The following is a 17,072-nucleotide window of genomic DNA, read 5'->3' as shown; positions in this document are numbered from 1 at the left end:
TCCGCCGGTCCCCGCGCCGCTTTCCGCGGCGACGTCCGGGGCACCTCCGCATGGGGGAGGAGTCGATCGGCGCGGGTGCCCGTCCGCCGCCCGGGGGCGGGCCGGCGCCGAACGCGACTCTTCCGAAGCGCCCCTGGCCTGGTATGAATTCTCATAGACAGGCCCCGGCACGCGTACCGTATCCGGGACCGGAGGTCGGTGGCGCACGTCGCCGACGTATCAGCGCAGGTTGGGAGCGGTTCAGTGGCGAGCAAGCAGACAGCATCGGGCGGGAAGCGGAGCCTGGTGATCGTCGAGTCCGCCACCAAGGCCCGCAAGATCCAGCCGTACCTGGGGTCCGACTACGTGGTCGAGGCGTCCGTCGGGCACATCCGCGACCTGCCGAAGGGGGCCGCCGACATCCCGGCCAAGTACAAGAAGGAGCCCTGGGCCCGACTGGGCGTGGACCCGGAGCACAACTTCGAGCCGATCTACGTGGTGAGCGCGGACAAGAAGAAGAAGGTCTCGGAGCTCAAGAAGGAGCTGGCGGGCGTGGACCAGCTCCTGCTGGCCACCGACCCGGACCGTGAGGGCGAGGCGATCGCCTGGCACCTTCTCGAGGTGCTCAAGCCCAAGGTCCCGGTCAAGCGGATGGTGTTCCACGAGATCACCAAGCCGGCCATCCTCGCCGCCGCCGAGAACACCCGCGAGCTGGACACGGACCTCGTCGACGCCCAGGAGACCCGCCGGATCCTCGACCGTCTCTACGGCTATGAGGTCTCTCCTGTGCTGTGGAAGAAGGTCATGCCGCGGCTCTCGGCGGGTCGCGTGCAGTCCGTGGCCACCCGCGTGATCGTCGAGCGGGAGCGGGAGCGCATGGCGTTCGTCGCGGCCGACTACTGGGACATCACCGCGACCCTGACGACCCGCGAGGCCGCCGGTGGCGACGCCGGTGAGCCGCGCAGCTTCACCGCCCGCCTCGCCGCGGTGGACGGCGCCCGGGTGGCGCAGGGGCGCGATTTCGGCCAGGACGGTCGACTCAAGACCTCCGGCGCGGCCAAGGACGCGGTGGTGCTCGACGAGTCCGCGGCCCGCGCGCTGTCGGACGCGCTGGACGGCGCCGACTTCGTCGTCGACTCCGTCGAATCCAAGCCGTACACCCGCCGCCCCTACGCGCCGTTCATGACCTCGACGCTGCAGCAGGAGGCCGGCCGCAAACTGCGCTACACGTCCGAGCGCACCATGCGCATCGCGCAGCGGTTGTACGAGAACGGCTACATCACCTACATGCGCACCGACTCCACCACCCTGTCCGAGGGCGGCATCGCGGCCGCCCGCGCGCAGGCCACGGAGCTGTACGGCAGCGAGTACGTCTCGCCCACCCCGCGGCAGTACACCCGCAAGGTCAAGAACTCGCAGGAGGCGCACGAGGCCATCCGTCCGGCGGGGGAGTCCTTCGCCACCCCCGGCCAGCTGCACGGCGTCCTGGACGCCGAGGAGTACCGCCTGTACGAGCTCATCTGGCAGCGCACCGTCGCCTCCCAGATGGCCGACGCCAAGGGCACCTCGGTGAGCATCCGCATCACGGGCGCCGCGGGACAGAACCCGTCCGGGTACGAGCGGGCGACCTTCGCGGCCTCGGGCCGCACCATCACGTTCCCCGGTTTCCTCAAGGCCTACGTGGAGGCGACCGAGGAGCCCGGTGAGTCCTCGGACAAGCCGATGGCGGACGACGCCGAGCGGCGGCTGCCGCGACTGAGCGAGGGGCAGGACCTCACGGGGTCGGACCTGTCCGCCGACGGCCACACCACCAGCCCCCCGGCCCGCTACACCGAGGCGAGCCTGGTCAAGGTCATGGAGGAGATGGGGATCGGCCGCCCCTCGACCTATGCCAGCATCATCCGCACCATCCAGGACCGCGGGTACGTGTACTCCCGGGGCAACGCGCTCGTGCCCAGCTGGGTGGCCTTCGCCGTGGTCGGGCTGCTCGAGCAGAACTTCGGTCGGTTGGTGGACTACGACTTCACCTCGCTCATGGAGGACGAGCTCGACGAGATCGCCGAGGGGCGCGAGAACCGGGACGACTGGCTGCGTCGTTTCTACTTCGGGGACCCCGGCGCGTCCGGGCCCGACGGTGGCGCCGGGGACGCGGGCCACGCGGTCGGGCTCAAGAACCTCATCGACGTCAACCTCGAGGCGATCGACGCCCGCAGCATCAACTCCATCCGGGTCTTCGACGACGCCGAGGGACGACCGGTCCACGTCCGCGTCGGGCGGTACGGTCCGTACCTCGAGCGCATGGTCGCGGGGGAGGACGGCGAGCAGGAGTCGCAGCGCGCCAACCTCCCGGAGGGGATGAGCCCCGACGAGCTCACGCTCGAGGTGGCCGAGAAACTCTTCGCCACCCCCCAGGACGGGCGTCCCCTCGGTGTGGATCCGGAGACGGGTCACGAGATCGTGGTCAAGGACGGCCGCTTCGGGCCCTACGTCACCGAGAAGCTGCCCGAGCCCACCGACGAGGAGAAGGCGCGGTGGGCGGAGAAGGTGCTCGCCGACGCCGAGGCGGAGAAGAAGCGTATCGACGCCGAACGCGACGCCGCGATCGCCGCCGCGGAGAACGACGAGGCCAGAGCCGAGGCCAAGAAGGCGGCGACGAAGGCCAAGTCCGCCGTGACCCGCAAGGCCAAGAAGGAATCCGACAACCCCACGGGCCCCAAGCCCCGGACCGGATCACTGATGCAGTCCATGGAGCCGGCCACGATCACGCTGGAGGAGGCGCTCAAGCTGCTGTCACTGCCGCGGACCCTGGGCGTCGACCCCGCGAGCGGCGAGGAGATCACCGCTCAGCTCGGTCGGTACGGTCCCTACCTGAGGAAGGGCACCGACTCGCGGACACTGGACACCGAGGACGCCGTGTTTACCATCACCCTCGAGGAGGCTCTGAAGATCTACTCGGAGCCCAAGCGTCGGGGTCGGCAGGCCGCCGCCCCCAAGGCGCTGCGCGAGATGGGGGTCGACGAGGTCTCCGGCAAGCAGATGCTGGTCAAGGACGGGCGCTTCGGGCCGTACGTCACCGACGGTGAGTCGAACGCGTCGCTGCGTAAGGGCGACACCGTGGAGACCCTCACCGACGCGCGCGCCTCGGAACTGTTGTCCGAGAGGCGGGCCAAGTCGCCGCCGCCCAAGAAGGCCGCGGCGAAGAAGGCCGGGGGAAAGGCGACGAAGAAGGCCCCGGCCCGGACGTCACCGGCGAAGAAGGCCACCGCGGGACGCTGACCCCCGCGGGCACCCCGCCCATACCCGGTGCCGGGGCTCGGCCGGGGGGCGCTCAGGCGCCGGCGGCCTCGACTCCCTCGACGGAGGGGCGCAGCGCGACGTTGCCCGACTGCCACCGGTCCGCGAGGGTCGGCCGCAGTGGTCTGGCCAGCTGTGTCATGATTCCGCGGCCCCGCAGCTCGACGCTTCGGCCCAACACCCACCTCGCGGCTTCGGGCGCGTCCGCGTTGCGGATCGCCGCCGCCGACGCCAGCACGTGCCCCTGCTCCGACTTGGCCAGGGTGGTCAACCGTGCGGCCTCGTTGACCGGGTCGCCGATCACGGTGTACTCGAAGCGCTTGGCGTGCCCGATGTGGCCGGCGATCACGGTGCCGTAGGAGACCCCGATGCCCGCCGACAGCGGGGAGAGACCCGCGAGCTGGCTCTGTAGGGCGCGGGCGGCCCGCAGCGCCCGCCCCGCCTCGTTCTCGACCTCCAGAGGCGCGCCGAAGACGGCGAGGAGTGCATCACCCTGGAACTTGTTGATGTAGCCGCCGTTGGAGTCGACGGCCTCCACCGCGATGCGGAAGAACTCGTTGAGCACGGCGACGACCTCGGCCGGCTCGTGTGCGGCGGCGAACTCCGTCGAACCGGTGAGGTCGACGAAGAGCACCGCGACCTGCTTCTCCTGGCCCCCGAGCTCCGTCCCGCGTTCGAGTGCGTGGCGGGCGACCTCCTCGCCGACGTAGCGACCGAAGAGGTCCTGGATCGCCTCGCGCTCCTGGAGTCCGGTCACCATCTCGTTGAAGCCCTGGCCCAGTCGGCCGATTTCGGAACTGTCGTAGATCGTGACGCGGGCCTCCAGATCGCCCTTCTTGACCCGCCCGACGCCCGCCTGCATCTCGCGGACGGGATCCGCGATGGAGTCCGAGACCAGGCCCATGCCTATCGCGCCCGCGATCACGGCGACGCTGGCCATCACCGCGAGGGCGACGAGGATGTGTCCCGGGTCGTCGCCGAACAACCCGACCCACTGCCCGGTGAGGATCAGCAGGATCCCGGCGACGGGGATGACGGTGGTGAGAGCCCAGCCCAGGAAGATGCGACGACGGACCCCCGGGACGTGCCTGTTGGCGGGGACGCCCCGAGCGAGGGCGCGGACGGTGATCGGCCGCATGATCCGCTCGGCCTGGAGGTAGGAGATGAGGCAGGTGGTGGTCCCGCCGAGGATGCTCGTCACGCCCACGACCAGGGCGAGTCGGGGGGAGTGGCCCACGTTGGCGACGACGAAGACGACCGTGCCGAGCAGCCACATGGTGCCGGAGATGAGCGCCTGGTGGAACGGGAGCTTCAGGGCCCGGTTGCGGATCGCCCCGCCGAACTCCTCACCCGAGCGGTCGACCCGGAGGACCGGGAGCAGGAGCAACGTCGAGGCGATGACCCCGCCGATGAAGGCGAGCACCAGGTAACCGATGAACAGGTACTGGTTGAGGAACCGGAACTGCTCCAGGTCGAGGAAGCGGTCCATCGGCAGGACGAAGCGCAGGAACGCGAAGACGAACACCGCGCCGATGATGTTGGCCTGCACCATCGTGAGGGCGTAGACGGGCCAGGGGGTGGCCCACAGCCACCGGAACAGCCTGACCCATCGCTCCATTGGGCCAAGGGTAGTCCCAGCCCCCGTCACGGGCCCGGAGGTGTGACGGACTGCGGCGATATGGTGGGGCCATGCCAGGGGTGTTCGATCGGTTGGCCGGTCAGGCCGACGTCGTGGGGGAGTTGACCGCTGCGGCGTCGGCCGCGCGTGCGCGGGTCCCCGGCCAGGGGTGGGATGAGGCGGACGCGCGAATGGTCCACGCGTGGCTGTTCACCGGCCCGCCGGGCAGTGGACGGAGCGTCGCCGCCACGTGTTTCGCCGCCGCGTTGCAGTGCGAGCACCCGGAGGTCGTGGGCTGTGGGGAGTGCCGGTCCTGTCACACCGTCCTGGCGGGGACCCACGCGGATGTCCACCTCCTGGCGCCGCAGGGGGTCAACATCCTCCTCAAGGACGTCAAGGAGACCATCCACCGCGCCGCCAGCCGGCCCAGCACCGGGCGCTGGCAGATCGTCGTGGTGGAGGAGGCGGACCGGCTCACCGAGCAGTCCGGTAACGCCCTGCTCAAGGTGGTGGAGGAGCCGCCGAGCCGCACGGTCTTCCTGTTGTGCTCGCCCACGACGGATCCGATGGACATCATGGTCACACTGCGGTCCCGCTCGAGGAACGTCGCCCTGCGTCAACCCGACGCGGCCGCCGTCGAGGCCGCGCTCCTCGCCGATGGGGGGATCGATCCGGAACGGGCGAGGTGGGCGGCGGCCGTCTCCTCCGGTCACATCGGCCGCGCGAGGTGGTTGGCCACCGACGAGGCCACGCGTGAACGCCGCGACGTGGTGTTGGAACTGCCCATGGTCATGCACAACCCCGGCCGGGCCTTTCCGCTGGCGGACCGGTTGGTCAGCGCGGCCGAGCAGGAGGCGCTGGCCCGGAACACCCCGAACGACGAGCGTGAAGTGGAGGAACTGCGCACCGCGATGGGTGTGGGCGGGACCGGGAAGGGCGCCGTCGCGGCGGGGCGGGGCGCCGCGGGGGCCGTCAAGGAGTTGGAGAAGGCGCAGAAGTCGCGGCGGACACGCTCCACCCGCGACTCTCTCGACCTCGCCTTGGTCGACCTCGCGGGCTTCTACCGGGACGCGCTCATGGCCGGACTCGGCGTCGCGGACGTCGCCCCGGTGCACCCGGACAAGGCCGAGGAGTCGGCGCGCCTCGGGGGTCACTATCCGCCGGCGTCCGTGCTGGGGGCCATCGAGGCCATCCAGGAGTGTCGCGCGGCCATCGAGGTCAACGTCAAGCCGAAGTTCGCGGTCTCGTCGATGGTGGGGGCCATCCGGGAGGCGTTGGGCTGAGGCGGCAGGGGGAGACGCGCGGCTGCGGACGGGGCGGCCACCACGGGGGGCCAGGCGTTTTCCGACCGTGCGGGCCGGTCATATATAGTTGCCTCGCCCCACAAGGGCTCGCCGCGTTAGCTCAGTCGGTAGAGCATTTCACTCGTAATGAAAAGGTCGTCGGTTCGATTCCGACACGCGGCTCAGAACCACGAACGCCCCTGATCCCGGGAAGCTGGGTCGGGGGCGTTCTGTGCTAATGGCCCTTCGATGCGAACGCTCCCGCTTCCCCTAAGTGGATTTCGGCAGTCTTCGGTGCCCGCACGACCCTGGTCCCGGTTTCGCTCTTTATCCATCACCCGTCGCTGCAGGTCGATGGGGCGCGATCGGCAAGCCTTTGAGCCAGAACAGTCGGATTGCAGCTCCCAACGTTGACAGTGACTCACATCACTCAGTAGGGTCGGCCTGGTCCGGCACGTATATACATAATTCGTTCCCCAGGTAAGGAAACTCATGGTTCAGTTTCTTCGACTCGGGAAGGGTGGTCCGCTGTGGTGCGGCGCCCCTCCCCGTGGGCGGCAGACGGTCCGCCGCCGCCCCCTCTCTCGGACGTGCCTTGCCGGTGTCCTAAGTGCGTCACTCGCCTTCGTCACGGGTTGCTCGGCAGTGTCAGGCGACGATCATCTGACGCTGAGGATCGGGGACAGCTTCTCCGCAACCCATCCGATCGGGCGCAGCGGCACCGCGATATTCATGGAGACACTGGAGGCGAAGGGGCCGGACGCCGGGATGGAGATCGAGTACTACGCGTCGGGCCAGCTCGGAAAGCAGCGCGACATGCCGGCCGTACTACGGACCGGAATCGCGCAGATCGCAGCAGTTTCGCCGGCGTACGTCGGTACGCAGCTGCCGCTGTCGAATGTCGGCGACCTACCCGGTTTCACCCAGGATCCGTGCATCGGGGGGGACGCCATGCTGGAGATCATGCAACCGGGCTCCACCCTCTTCGAGGCCGAACTCGCGCCGCAGGACGTCCGACCGCTGTGGGTCGCGTATATCCCGGGTTACGAGGCGATGTCCGGGTCGTTCCCCGTCGACTCTATGGAATCCCTGCACGGCAAGATCATGCGCTCGACCGGCGGCGCGGCAGACCGCGTCGTGGACCGGGCCGGCGCTGCCGGCGTCTCCATGCCGTTGGGCGACATGTACGAGGCGATCTCCCGCGGCACGGTCGAAGGCACCCTCGCGAGTCCCATCAGCATCACTCCGTACAGCCTCGAAGAAGTGATCTCGTACTCGACCGACGGTGCCAGGCTCGGCTCCTTCACCGTCACCTACTCGGTGTCCAACACGGTGTGGAACCAGATGACCTTGGAACAGCAGGACGTGCTCACCGAGGCATCCGAACTCGCCCAGGTGGCGGTGTGCGAGGAGCTCGTCGTCTCGGTGGATGAGTCGAAGCAGGACATGCGCGACGCAGGTGTGGAGATGGTGGAGGTCACCGACGCACAACGCCCCGAGTGGGACGCGTTGTCCATACCCGTCCGTGAGGCGTGGATCAACGATCTGGAGAGCATCGGGCTACCGGCCGCACAGGTGCTCGAGGACTTCCACGCCGCGCTCGACCGCGCCGAGGCCAAGCACGGGGGCGAGCGCTCATGACCAGCCATGTCCCCGAGGTGATCGTCCCCCGGCGGGGTTCGACCCCGGCACTCCGGACCGTCTTCGGGTACATCACCGAGGATCATCCGAGACTCGACAAGATCCAGAACGGCATCTCCGCAGGGTGCGCCACCATCGCGGGTGCGGCGATCGTGGTCATGGCCGGGCTCACCGCTCTCGAGGTATTCACCAGGACCGTGTTCGACTCCCCGCTCGGGTGGAACGTCGGGTTTGTCGAGCAGTACCTGATGATGGCCGTCGCGTTCTTCGGCACCGTCACGGCGTACCGCGCCGGTGCGCACGTGGCCGTGGTGACGATCTTCGAGCGGACCCCGCCGGTCGTCCGGAAGATCCTTCTGATCCTCACCTACCTCATCATCCTCACCGGCCTGGTCCTGCTCACGTACTCGGGCGCCCGAGCGGCGCACTTCTCGTTCGTCACCAGCGAAATGCCCCCGCCGGGCATGGCCGAGCTCTCATGGCCCACGTGGTGGTGGAAGTCGATCATCCCGGTCGCCTCCGTTCTCGGGTTCGTCGTCGTCGTCATCGATCTGTTCCGCGAGCTCACCGCGCCGTTGACGAAGGTCGTCACGGACTACGAGCCCGGTCTGGGCGTTCTCCAGGAAGAGGGCTGACATGACTGCGTTGGCGATCACCGCACTACTGCTCCTGCTGATCCTGGTCCGCGTCCCCGTCTCGTTCGCGATTCTCGGTGCCGGCGTGGTCGGACTGTTCGTCCTCGGCGGCGGCAACGTCGTTGACGGGGTGATGCAGACCGTTCCCGCGACCTCGGTGATGAGCTACTCGCTGTCCGCGGTCCCGCTGTTCATTCTCATGGCGCACCTGCTCATGCTGTCTGGGTTGCTCGATTCGCTCTTCGACGCCGCACGCGCGCTGGTCGGTCGCATCCGCGGGGGAACGGCGGTCGCCTCTATCGGCGCCGGCACCGCCTTCGCCTCGGTGTCCGGCTCGTCTACCGCGGCGGCCGCCACCCTCGCCCAGACCTCCACGCTCAAGATGATCGATCAGGGGTACAGCCCCAGGACCGCCAGTGGGTTGGTGGCCGTGGTCGGCACGTTGGCCGCGATGATCCCGCCCTCGATCATCCTGGTGTTCTACGCGATCACTGCCGAGGTGAGCGTCGGAGACCAGCTCATTGCCGGTGCCATGCCAGGCATCATCATCGCCCTCGGACTCGTGGTGACGCTCTACATCACGATGCTGCACGATCCGGCCTCCGTGCCCCGCGGCGAGCCGTCGACCTGGGGGGAGAAGGGACGGGCACTGATCACCGCGGCTCCGCTTGTGTTCGTGTTCGTCGCGGTCGTGGGGTCCATCTTCCTGGGCGTGGCGACACCCACCGAGGCCGCGGCCCTGGGCAGCGTGGCCGCGCTGATCCTGGTGATCGCGCGTAAGCGGTTCACCCTGGTCGCTGTCGGCCACACCCTGGTGGAGACCACCAAGTCGACGGCGATGATCTTCGCGATCATCATCGGCGCGCACGTTTTCGGCCACTTCCTCACCGAGACCCGCGTGACGCCCACGCTGGTCGCGTGGGTGGGCGAACTCGCCGTCCCCGCCCTCGCGATCATGATGGTCATCGGCATCGTCTACGTGGTGCTCGGGTTCTTCATGGACCAGATCGCCATTATCGCGCTCACGGTCCCGGTGGTCCTCCCCTTGGTCGTCGCGCTCGGTTACGACCCGATCTGGTTCGGGATCTTCATGGTGCTCCTCGCCGAGGTCGGCCTGGTCACCCCGCCGATGGGTCTCAACGCCTTCGTCGTTGCCCGTTCCGCGTCTCAACGGGTCGAGGAGGTGTTCCGGGGGGCGTTCCCCTATGTGATCGCGATGCTCGTGATCGCCGTGATCTTCCTCCTGTTCCCCCAGATCGTCCTGTGGGTCCCGGAATCCCTGTAGGGCTTGAGAGTAGAACGTGACGCGACTCCACCACTTCCGGCCGAACTGGTCGACCGACAGAAAGTTGGACTGAGATGACCTCAACCGAACCCCTCCTCGTCGAGCGTGAGGGCCACGTCGAAACGTGGACCCTCAACCTGCCCGACAGCCGGAATCCGATCTCGGATCCGTCGGTCGTCGAGGCGCTCTGCGCGCGTGTTGCAGGTGTCAACGCCGACCATGACGTCCGGGCCGTTGTGCTCACCGGTGCAGGAAAGGCGTTCTCCGCCGGTGGCAACGTCAAGGACATGGTTGACCGGGGCGGCATGTTCGGTGGTAGCCCGTACGAACTCCGTGACGGGTATCGCGGCGGCATCCAGCGCATCCCCCGCGCGCTCTATCACTGCGAGGTCCCCGTCGTGGCGGCCGTCAACGGACCCGCGGTCGGCGCCGGCTGCGACCTGGCGATGATGTGCGATCTCCGGGTCGCCTCCACCCGTTCGTTCTTCGCCGAGAGTTTCGTGCAGCTGGGCATCATCCCCGGGGACGGTGGAGCCTGGCTGCTCACCAAGGCGATCGGCCCGATGCGCGCTGCCGAGATGGCACTCACTGGAGATCGGGTATCAGCGGAAAAGGCCCTCGAGTGGGGGATGGTCAACGAGGTGGCCGAACCGGACCAGCTCCTCGAGGCGGCGCGCGCCCTCGCGGCCCGGGTGGCCAAGAATCCGCCGCATTCAATTCGGATGGCCAAGAAGTTGCTTCGCGAGTCACAGCACCAGTCCCTGGAGTCGCTGCTTGAGCTCTCGGCGGCGATGCAGTCCATCGCGCACCACACCCGGGATCACCGGGAAGCGCTCAGCGCGTTTATCGAGAAGCGCGCCGGGGACTACGCGGGGCAATGACATAGATCGGGGGAGTGGTGGCCGGGTGGTCGCCACTCCCGCGCGTCAGCGCAGACCCCACTCGTGGGCGTGGCGCATACAGGTTGCCACGAGGTCGTCACCGCGTTCAGCGATCACGTCGGCACGGCCAATGACACCGACGGTCGCGATGGTGCGGCCCCGTTCACGGAGAGCCACCGACACTCCGTCACCGCCATCGAGGGCAACCCGTGGGGCCACACAGACTCCTGTTTCCCGCAGCTCATCGAGTGATCGCAAGAACTTTTCGACGATTTCGGCCTCATGCGCCGGCCGAGTGTTCAAGTAGGCCCAAATATCGCGACGTTCGCGGTCGGCGAGCAGGAGCCATCCTGCGGAGGTGCGCAGCAGCGAACGGCGGAGACGGTTCTCCGCGATGTAGGCGTAGTGGGGGTCCGAGGACACGTGGTCGACGTAGAAGAGGTCGTCGCCGACATCGGTCGACAAGGCTGTGGTGAGACCGGTCTCGGCGTGGAGCGCCTCGAGCTGAGCCCGGCTGACGTTGGTCACGGGAGGTCGGCCGGCGATCACGTTGAGGAGATAGGGGGCCGTGCCCAGCGTGTAGACGCGGTCACGTTCATCCAGATAGCCCACCGCGACGAGTCCGTTCAGCAGACCCTGCGTGGAGCTCACGGGCGCGTCGAGGGCTTTGGCGACGCCGGTGAGAGTCAGTCCGGTCTGAGAGCGTGCGATGAGCTCCATGATCGCGGCCACCCGGTCCACCATCCGGTGGCGGGGCCGCTCCGGGACCTTCTCCACCATCGGACTCGCGCGCGGTCGGTCCTCGTGGTCGGTATCGGGTTCCGTCATGGCGTAAGGGTAGCGCCACCGTCCGGAGGCGGTGGGTCCTCTCGGCCGCTCGGCCATGAATGGTGCTACGAAAGTGCGTATAGTAATCCGCTATTGCGTAATTATCGGGGATGTGCGACTGTGGCGTGGTGACACGGATCACCAGATGCCCGAGGAGGCCCCATGAGTTCCACTCTTGCCCCGCCCACTACTGCGGCCACCGAGGCGATGACCAGCGTGCGCGCGGAGGTCAGGACCTTTCTCTCTGAGGAGATCTCGGCCGGGCGGCTGACTCCGTGGATCGACACCTGGCTCACCCGCTGGGACGAGGGCTTCACGCGGCGCCTCGCCGAGCGAGGGTGGGTGGGTATGACCATCCCCACCGAATACGGCGGTCGCGGCAGGACCCATCTCGAGCGATTCGCGGTCACCGAGGAGCTCCTGTCGGTGGGAGCTCCCGTCGCCGCGCAGTGGGTCGCCGATCGTCAGATCGCCCCGTCGCTGCTGCACTACGGAACCGAGGAGCAGAAGCAGGAGTACCTCCCCCGAATTGCCGCCGGGGAATGCTGCTTCGGTATCGGCATGAGCGAGCCCGATTCGGGATCGGACCTGGCAAGCGTGCGGACCAAGGGGGTCCGCGTGGACGGCGGCTGGCAGGTCACGGGGACCAAGGTGTGGACCTCAGGGGCGCAGCACGCCGAGGCCTTCTTCGCCCTCGCCCGCACCGAGCCCCTCGACACTTCTCACCGGCATGACGGCTTGAGCCAGTTCATCGTGGACCTGCGCAGCCCCGGGGTGACCATCCGGCCCATCTTCTCCCTCTCCGGTGATCACCACTTCAACGAGGTCGTGCTGGAAGAGGTGTTTGTACCGGATTCGATGGTGTTCGGCAGCATCGGTAACGGCTGGGACCAGGTGAACTCGGAGTTGGCGTTCGAACGCAGCGGCCCAGAGCGTTTCCTGTCCTCGTTCCGGTTACTGGCCGCGGAGATCGGCGCGATCTCCGAGGGCAGTCTTCCCGAGCGAACCGACCTCGGCCGCACCGTCGCCCGCATGGCCGGGCTCCACGCACTGAGTCAGAACGTCGCGGGTGCGCTCCAGCGGGGAGAGAAAGCCGACACCACAGCGGCACTCGTCAAGCTACTCGGCACCTCCACGGAGGGTGACCTGGTCGATCACGTCTCGACGCGGATCGGTGACGAGTTCGTGGCCGGTGATGGCACTCGGTCACCCGCTTCAGCCGAGATTCACGGTCTGCTCCGGGCAGGCCTTCACCAGCGCCCGGGGTTCACCCTGCGCGGCGGTACCAACGAGATTCTGCGCGGCGTGATCGCGCGGGGACTGGGGATGCGATGACCGAGCACCAGGCGACCGGGTCGGGGGTCGATCTCAGCGTCGACCCCGTTCTCGAGTCCATGATCGATGAGGTCCTGTCCGGGTTCTCAGGTCCGGATGTCGACCCGGACCACGAGCGGGTGTGGCGGACGCTGCGTGAGGTCGGACTCGCCCGGCTCACCGCACCCGAAGACTCCGGCGGGAGCGGCGCCGGGTGGGTCGAAGCGGCTGCGGTACTACGTGCCGCCGCCGCGGCCGGTGTCGCGGTGCCCTTCGCCGAAACCGACCTGTTGGCGGGACCACTCCGCCGTGCGGCGGGCATCGACGACTCGTCCGACTCCACTGCGACCGTGGCGGTCCTCGCTGCGGACGGGACGGCTCGCTCAGTCCCCTGGGCCGGGGCCACCGACACCATCGTGTGCGTTCGGCGCACGGGCGACGGGGGTTGGGAGGCGGCCGACATCGAGACCGCGGATCTGACCGTGAAGGCGGTGGAGGCGATCTCCGCCATTCCGACCGGTGACGTCACGGCGGGGGGTGAGGCGCGGTGGGCCTCCGTGGCCGAGACGGTGATCCTCGGCCACGTGATGCGGGGTGCCCTGGTGCGTTCCCTCCAGTGCATCGGCGCGATGGAGGGGATGCTCGATCTTGCCATCGCCCACACCACCGAGCGCAACCAGTTCGGTCGGGCACTGGCGAAGTTCCAGTCGGTCCAGAACCTCGTCGTCGATCTCGCCGCGGAGACCGTCCTGGCCCGGGCGGCCGTCGACGCCGCGCTCACCGATGCGGTGACTGAGGGGCTCACCGGCGACCGCTCCGTCTTCCGCATGGCCGTCGCGCGGAGTGTCGTCTCCCAGGCGTTGGCGGTGGCGGTGCGCAACGTCCACCAGGTCCACGGAGCAATCGGGACCACCCACGAGCACACCCTGCACCGGCGGACCCTGCCGGCGTTGCAGTGGCGCGGCGAGTTCGGGTCGGCGTCCCTGTGGGAGGCCGCGCTCACCCGTTCGGCGATCGAGGGCGGTATGGACGGAGCATGGCCCCTCGTCGTCGAGGGTGCCGATGTGGAAGGCGTCGCGGCCGCGTGGCTGGAATCCGTCACCGGATCCTGACCGGTCCGCCACATGATCCCGCCACTGGGCCGGCTGTTCATCGCGGCAGTACTCATCAACGGCGCATACGACGCCGTGCGGGTGGCGGTCTCGTACCGCGTCCTGGCCCTCGGCGGAGATGCTGCGATGGTGGGCGTGGTCGCCGCGACGTTCTCGATCCTGCCGGTGTTCCTGGCTCTGCACTTCGGGCGGTTCGTCGACCGCTCGGGGAGCCGGGGAATGTTCCTCGTGGGCATCGCGCTATCGGCCGCTGCGGTCACGGGCGCGGCGGTGTCCCCGTCCGTCGCGGTGTTGGCGGCGGTGAACGCCGCTCTGGGTCTGGGGCAGATCATGACGATGATCGGTGCGCAGGGTTTCGTCATGGAACTCACGGTCAGGTCTCGGCACGTCAACGGATTCGCCATGTTCGCCCTCGCGGTCTCGCTCGGACAGTCGGTCGGCACGCCGGTCATGGGCGTGCTCCTCGAGTCGGGGCGGACGGGCGGCTCCGTGGAGACCGGTATCCCACTGCTGGTCATGGCGGCGGCGATCGCGCTCGCTCTGCCCTTCGCGGCGAGCCTCCCACGGTCGACCCGGGCGGGAGGATCCAACCGGCGGAACGGAGGTGCCTCGATGGCGACCCTGCTCCGGCGCCCCGGCATGACCCCTGCGATCTACGCTGCCCTGGTCGTGATCGCCGGGATCGACATCATCACCGCCTACCTCCCCGTCATCGGCGAGGCCACCGGCTTGAGTCCGCTGGTCGTGACTCTCCTCGTCGCACTGAGATCCGTGTTCTCCATGATCTCTCGGGCGGCGATGCCGTGGTTCCTCCGACGGTGGACACAAACGGCGATCCTCAGGCTCACCCCGGTGGTCACGGCGCCCGCCGCCCTCGTCCTCGGGGTGACCGGCGAGGTCGTGATCCTCGGCCTCGCCCTCTCGATCATCGGCTTCTTCTGGGGCCTGAACCAGCCGGTCACCATGAACTGGGTGACCGCCGCGGCTCCGGAAGGCGACCGATCCGCAGCGCTCTCCCTGCGGCTGACCGGTAATCGGGCGGCCCAGGTGGTCCTCCCCATCGGAGCGGGTGCGGTCGCGGGCGTCGCCGGGCCGGGGAGCGTGTTCTTCCTCGTCTGCGCGGTTACCGCTGCCTCGGCGGTCTCGACTTCCGTCTCTCTCGCCCGGCGTCCCGTCGCCGAACTCGGAACTGTGGGGCCGCGACACTCACGCGGGCCCATCTGACCACTGACCCTTCTGACCCCACTGACCCTTCTGAACCGCCCGACCGCGAGCCGGGGCGCTACCGGCCCCACGACCCCACTCCGACAACAGGAAGTTGACCACCCCATGACCACCTCCACACCCGATCACGCCGACGATGGTCTCCCTCCCCGGACCGGTGCCCTCACCGACATCCGCGTCGTGGATCTGTCGCGGGTCCTCGCCGGGCCGTTCTGTGGACAGATCCTGGCTGACCACGGCGCCGACGTGATCAAGGTAGAGGCGCCGGGCGGAGACGAGATCCGCGAATGGGGCCCGCCCTTCGTTCCCGAAGGCCACAGCGCGTACTTCGACGGGCTCAACCGCAACAAGCGGAACATCAGTCTCGATCTGCGCAGCGACGAGGGGCAGTCGGTCCTCGCGAGGCTTCTCGACGACGCCGACGTGCTCATCGAGAACTTCAAGGCCGGCACCCTGGCGAAATGGGGATTCGGCGACGACGAGCTCGCCGAGCGCTTCCCGCGTCTGGTCCACTGCCGCATCACCGGTTACGGGGTGGACGGACCGCTCGGCGGCGCACCCGGGTACGACGCGGTCCTCCAGGGGCTCTCGGGGCTGATGAGTATCAACGGCGAGCCCGACGGTGCGGCAATGCGGATCGGGATCCCACTGGTGGACATCGTCACCAGTCTCAACGCGATGAGTGGCATCCTCATGTCGCTACACGTGCGGGCCACGACCGGGCGCGGCCAGCTGGTCGATCTGGCCCTGCTCGACAACGCGGTCTCGATCCTTCACCCGCACGCAGGTAAGTGGTTCGCCACGGGCGAGGCCCCGGTGCGCACCGGTGTGGCGCACCCGACCATCTGTCCGTACGAGACCTTCACCTGCTCGGACGGTCCCTTTTTCATCGGGGCCGGCAACGATCGTCAGTTCCGGGCGCTGGCGGAGGCGTTGGACGCGCCCGCGCTGGTCGACGACCCCCGGTTCCTCACCAATCCGGACCGTCTGGGCCACTCGGAGGAGCTGCGCGCGATCCTCGGTGGTCTCGTCGCGGGTCTCCGGCGAGACGACCTGACGAATCGACTCCGTGCGGTGGGAGTTCCCTCCGGGGCTGTGAACCACGTGGGCGAGGCGCTGTCCATGCCCCAGGTGCTGCACCGCGAGATGGTCGTCGAGCGCGACGGATACCGCAGCGTCGGCATCCCGATCAAGCTGTCCGACACACCGGGATCCGTGCGGTTCGGTCCCCGCCCCCACGGTGCGGACACGGAGTCAGTGTTGGCGGAGCTGGGAGTCGATCGGACCGCGCCCACCGAGCCCGGCGGCCGCTGCCCGGAGGGACACAATCTCGGTACGCTCGGTCAGTAGTACCGAGAAAGGTCGACCCGTGGAATTCCTCCTCATCGCCGCAGTGATCGCGGTGGCCGTCGCGGTGGTCTCCCGTAGCCAGAACAACGGTCAGACGCAGCTCCAGGCGCACGACAACCGCCATCTCGAGGACCATCGTGCCGAGGCCTCGCGCTGGGTCGAGCGCCTCGGTGGTCAGGTGTTCAACCTCGACGGCACCGACGAGGCCTCGAAGCAGGCCATGGCCGATGCGTCCGAGCGCTACACCGCGGCCGTGACCGAACTCGAGAACGCCCGCACGCCGGTCCAGGCGCGGTTGGCCAAGGACACCGCGATCGAGGGGCTGTACTACGTGCGTGCCGCCCGGTCGGCGATGGGCCTGGACCCCGGCCCGGAGCTGCCCACGACCGACGGTCAGGAACGCGCCGGCCGGGTGACCGAGGACCGGACCGTCGAGGTCGAGGGTCGCACGATGACCGCCGCGACCGGGCCGAGCGACAAGACCCCGCACTACTACCCCGGCGGTGTGGTCGCCGGACGGCCGGTGCCGGCCGGCTGGTATTCCGAGCCGTGGTGGGCCTCCGCGCTGGCGACGGGCGTGTGGATGATGGGCTCGATGATGATGTTCAACATGATGTTCGCCGGGATG

General features: G+C 68.6%; 13 protein-coding genes and 1 tRNA gene. 12 read left to right on the top strand and 2 right to left on the bottom strand.

Annotation, left to right across the window (positions count from 1 at the left end; translation table 11 throughout):
• Nucleotides 1-243 precede the first annotated feature (243 nt).
• On the top strand, nt 244-3,255 hold the full coding sequence (topA, locus tag G6026_RS08570) for a type I DNA topoisomerase (RefSeq protein ID WP_107755643.1): 3,012 nt from the start codon (nt 244-246) through the stop codon (nt 3,253-3,255).
• A 52-nt stretch (nt 3,256-3,307) separates the two neighbouring features.
• Here the strand turns inward: topA and G6026_RS08565 are convergent, their stop codons facing one another.
• On the bottom strand, nt 3,308-4,891 hold the full coding sequence (locus tag G6026_RS08565) for an adenylate/guanylate cyclase domain-containing protein (RefSeq protein ID WP_107755644.1): 1,584 nt from the start codon (nt 4,889-4,891) through the stop codon (nt 3,308-3,310).
• 71 nt (nt 4,892-4,962) lie between these two features.
• On the opposite strand from G6026_RS08565, the gene G6026_RS08560 reads away from it, so the two are divergent.
• The 6 genes from G6026_RS08560 to G6026_RS08535 all read left to right on the top strand — a co-directional run bounded on the left by G6026_RS08560 (nt 4,963) and on the right by G6026_RS08535 (nt 10,616).
• On the top strand, nt 4,963-6,174 hold the full coding sequence (locus G6026_RS08560; RefSeq protein WP_182612918.1) for a DNA polymerase III subunit delta': 1,212 nt from the start codon (nt 4,963-4,965) through the stop codon (nt 6,172-6,174).
• 110 nt (nt 6,175-6,284) lie between these two features.
• Nucleotides 6,285-6,357, top strand: a tRNA-Thr gene (locus tag G6026_RS08555).
• A gap of 462 nt (nt 6,358-6,819) precedes the next feature.
• Nucleotides 6,820-7,815: a TRAP transporter substrate-binding protein DctP gene (gene dctP, locus G6026_RS08550; protein WP_182612917.1), complete on the top strand. Its 996-nt coding sequence runs from the start codon at nt 6,820-6,822 to the stop codon at nt 7,813-7,815.
• The gene (locus G6026_RS08545) at nt 7,812-8,450 is read left to right on the top strand and encodes a TRAP transporter small permease (protein WP_182612916.1); all 639 of its coding nucleotides are present in this window, start codon (nt 7,812-7,814) and stop codon (nt 8,448-8,450) included. Before dctP ends, G6026_RS08545 begins: the two co-directional genes overlap by 4 nt.
• Before the next feature lies 1 nt (nt 8,451).
• Entirely contained in the window at nt 8,452-9,735 is a 1,284-nt protein-coding gene (locus tag G6026_RS08540; protein ID WP_182612915.1) for a TRAP transporter large permease, read from the top strand.
• A gap of 74 nt (nt 9,736-9,809) precedes the next feature.
• Nucleotides 9,810-10,616 (top strand): crotonase/enoyl-CoA hydratase family protein, encoded by an 807-nt coding sequence (locus tag G6026_RS08535; RefSeq protein WP_182612914.1) that lies wholly within the window; start codon nt 9,810-9,812, stop codon nt 10,614-10,616.
• A gap of 45 nt (nt 10,617-10,661) precedes the next feature.
• On the opposite strand, the gene G6026_RS08530 is transcribed toward G6026_RS08535, so the two are convergent.
• Entirely contained in the window at nt 10,662-11,360 is a 699-nt protein-coding gene (locus G6026_RS08530; protein WP_182612921.1) for a helix-turn-helix domain-containing protein, read from the bottom strand.
• A gap of 246 nt (nt 11,361-11,606) precedes the next feature.
• Here G6026_RS08530 and G6026_RS08525 point away from each other — a divergent pair, with 246 nt between their 5' ends.
• The 5 genes from G6026_RS08525 to G6026_RS08505 all read left to right on the top strand — a co-directional run.
• Entirely contained in the window at nt 11,607-12,779 is a 1,173-nt protein-coding gene (locus G6026_RS08525; RefSeq protein ID WP_182612913.1) for an acyl-CoA dehydrogenase family protein, read from the top strand.
• Entirely contained in the window at nt 12,776-13,870 is a 1,095-nt protein-coding gene (locus G6026_RS08520) for an acyl-CoA dehydrogenase family protein (protein ID WP_182612912.1), read from the top strand. The genes G6026_RS08525 and G6026_RS08520 overlap by 4 nt, the downstream gene beginning before the upstream one ends.
• Before the next feature lie 12 nt (nt 13,871-13,882).
• Nucleotides 13,883-15,094: an MFS transporter gene (locus G6026_RS08515; protein WP_182612911.1), complete on the top strand. Its 1,212-nt coding sequence runs from the start codon at nt 13,883-13,885 to the stop codon at nt 15,092-15,094.
• A gap of 105 nt (nt 15,095-15,199) precedes the next feature.
• Entirely contained in the window at nt 15,200-16,444 is a 1,245-nt protein-coding gene (locus G6026_RS08510) for a CoA transferase (RefSeq protein WP_182612910.1), read from the top strand.
• Nucleotides 16,445-16,463: 19 nt separating this feature from the next.
• On the top strand, nt 16,464-17,072 hold a 609-nt coding region (locus tag G6026_RS08505), incomplete at its 3' end, for a DUF1542 domain-containing protein (protein WP_182612909.1).

The sequence above is a fragment of the Dietzia sp. DQ11-38-2 genome, assembly GCF_014145055.1.
GTDB lineage: Bacteria > Actinomycetota > Actinomycetes > Mycobacteriales > Mycobacteriaceae > Dietzia.
Note: the sequence above shows the minus strand (reverse complement) of the source record. Positions and strands in the feature narration are given on the sequence as shown.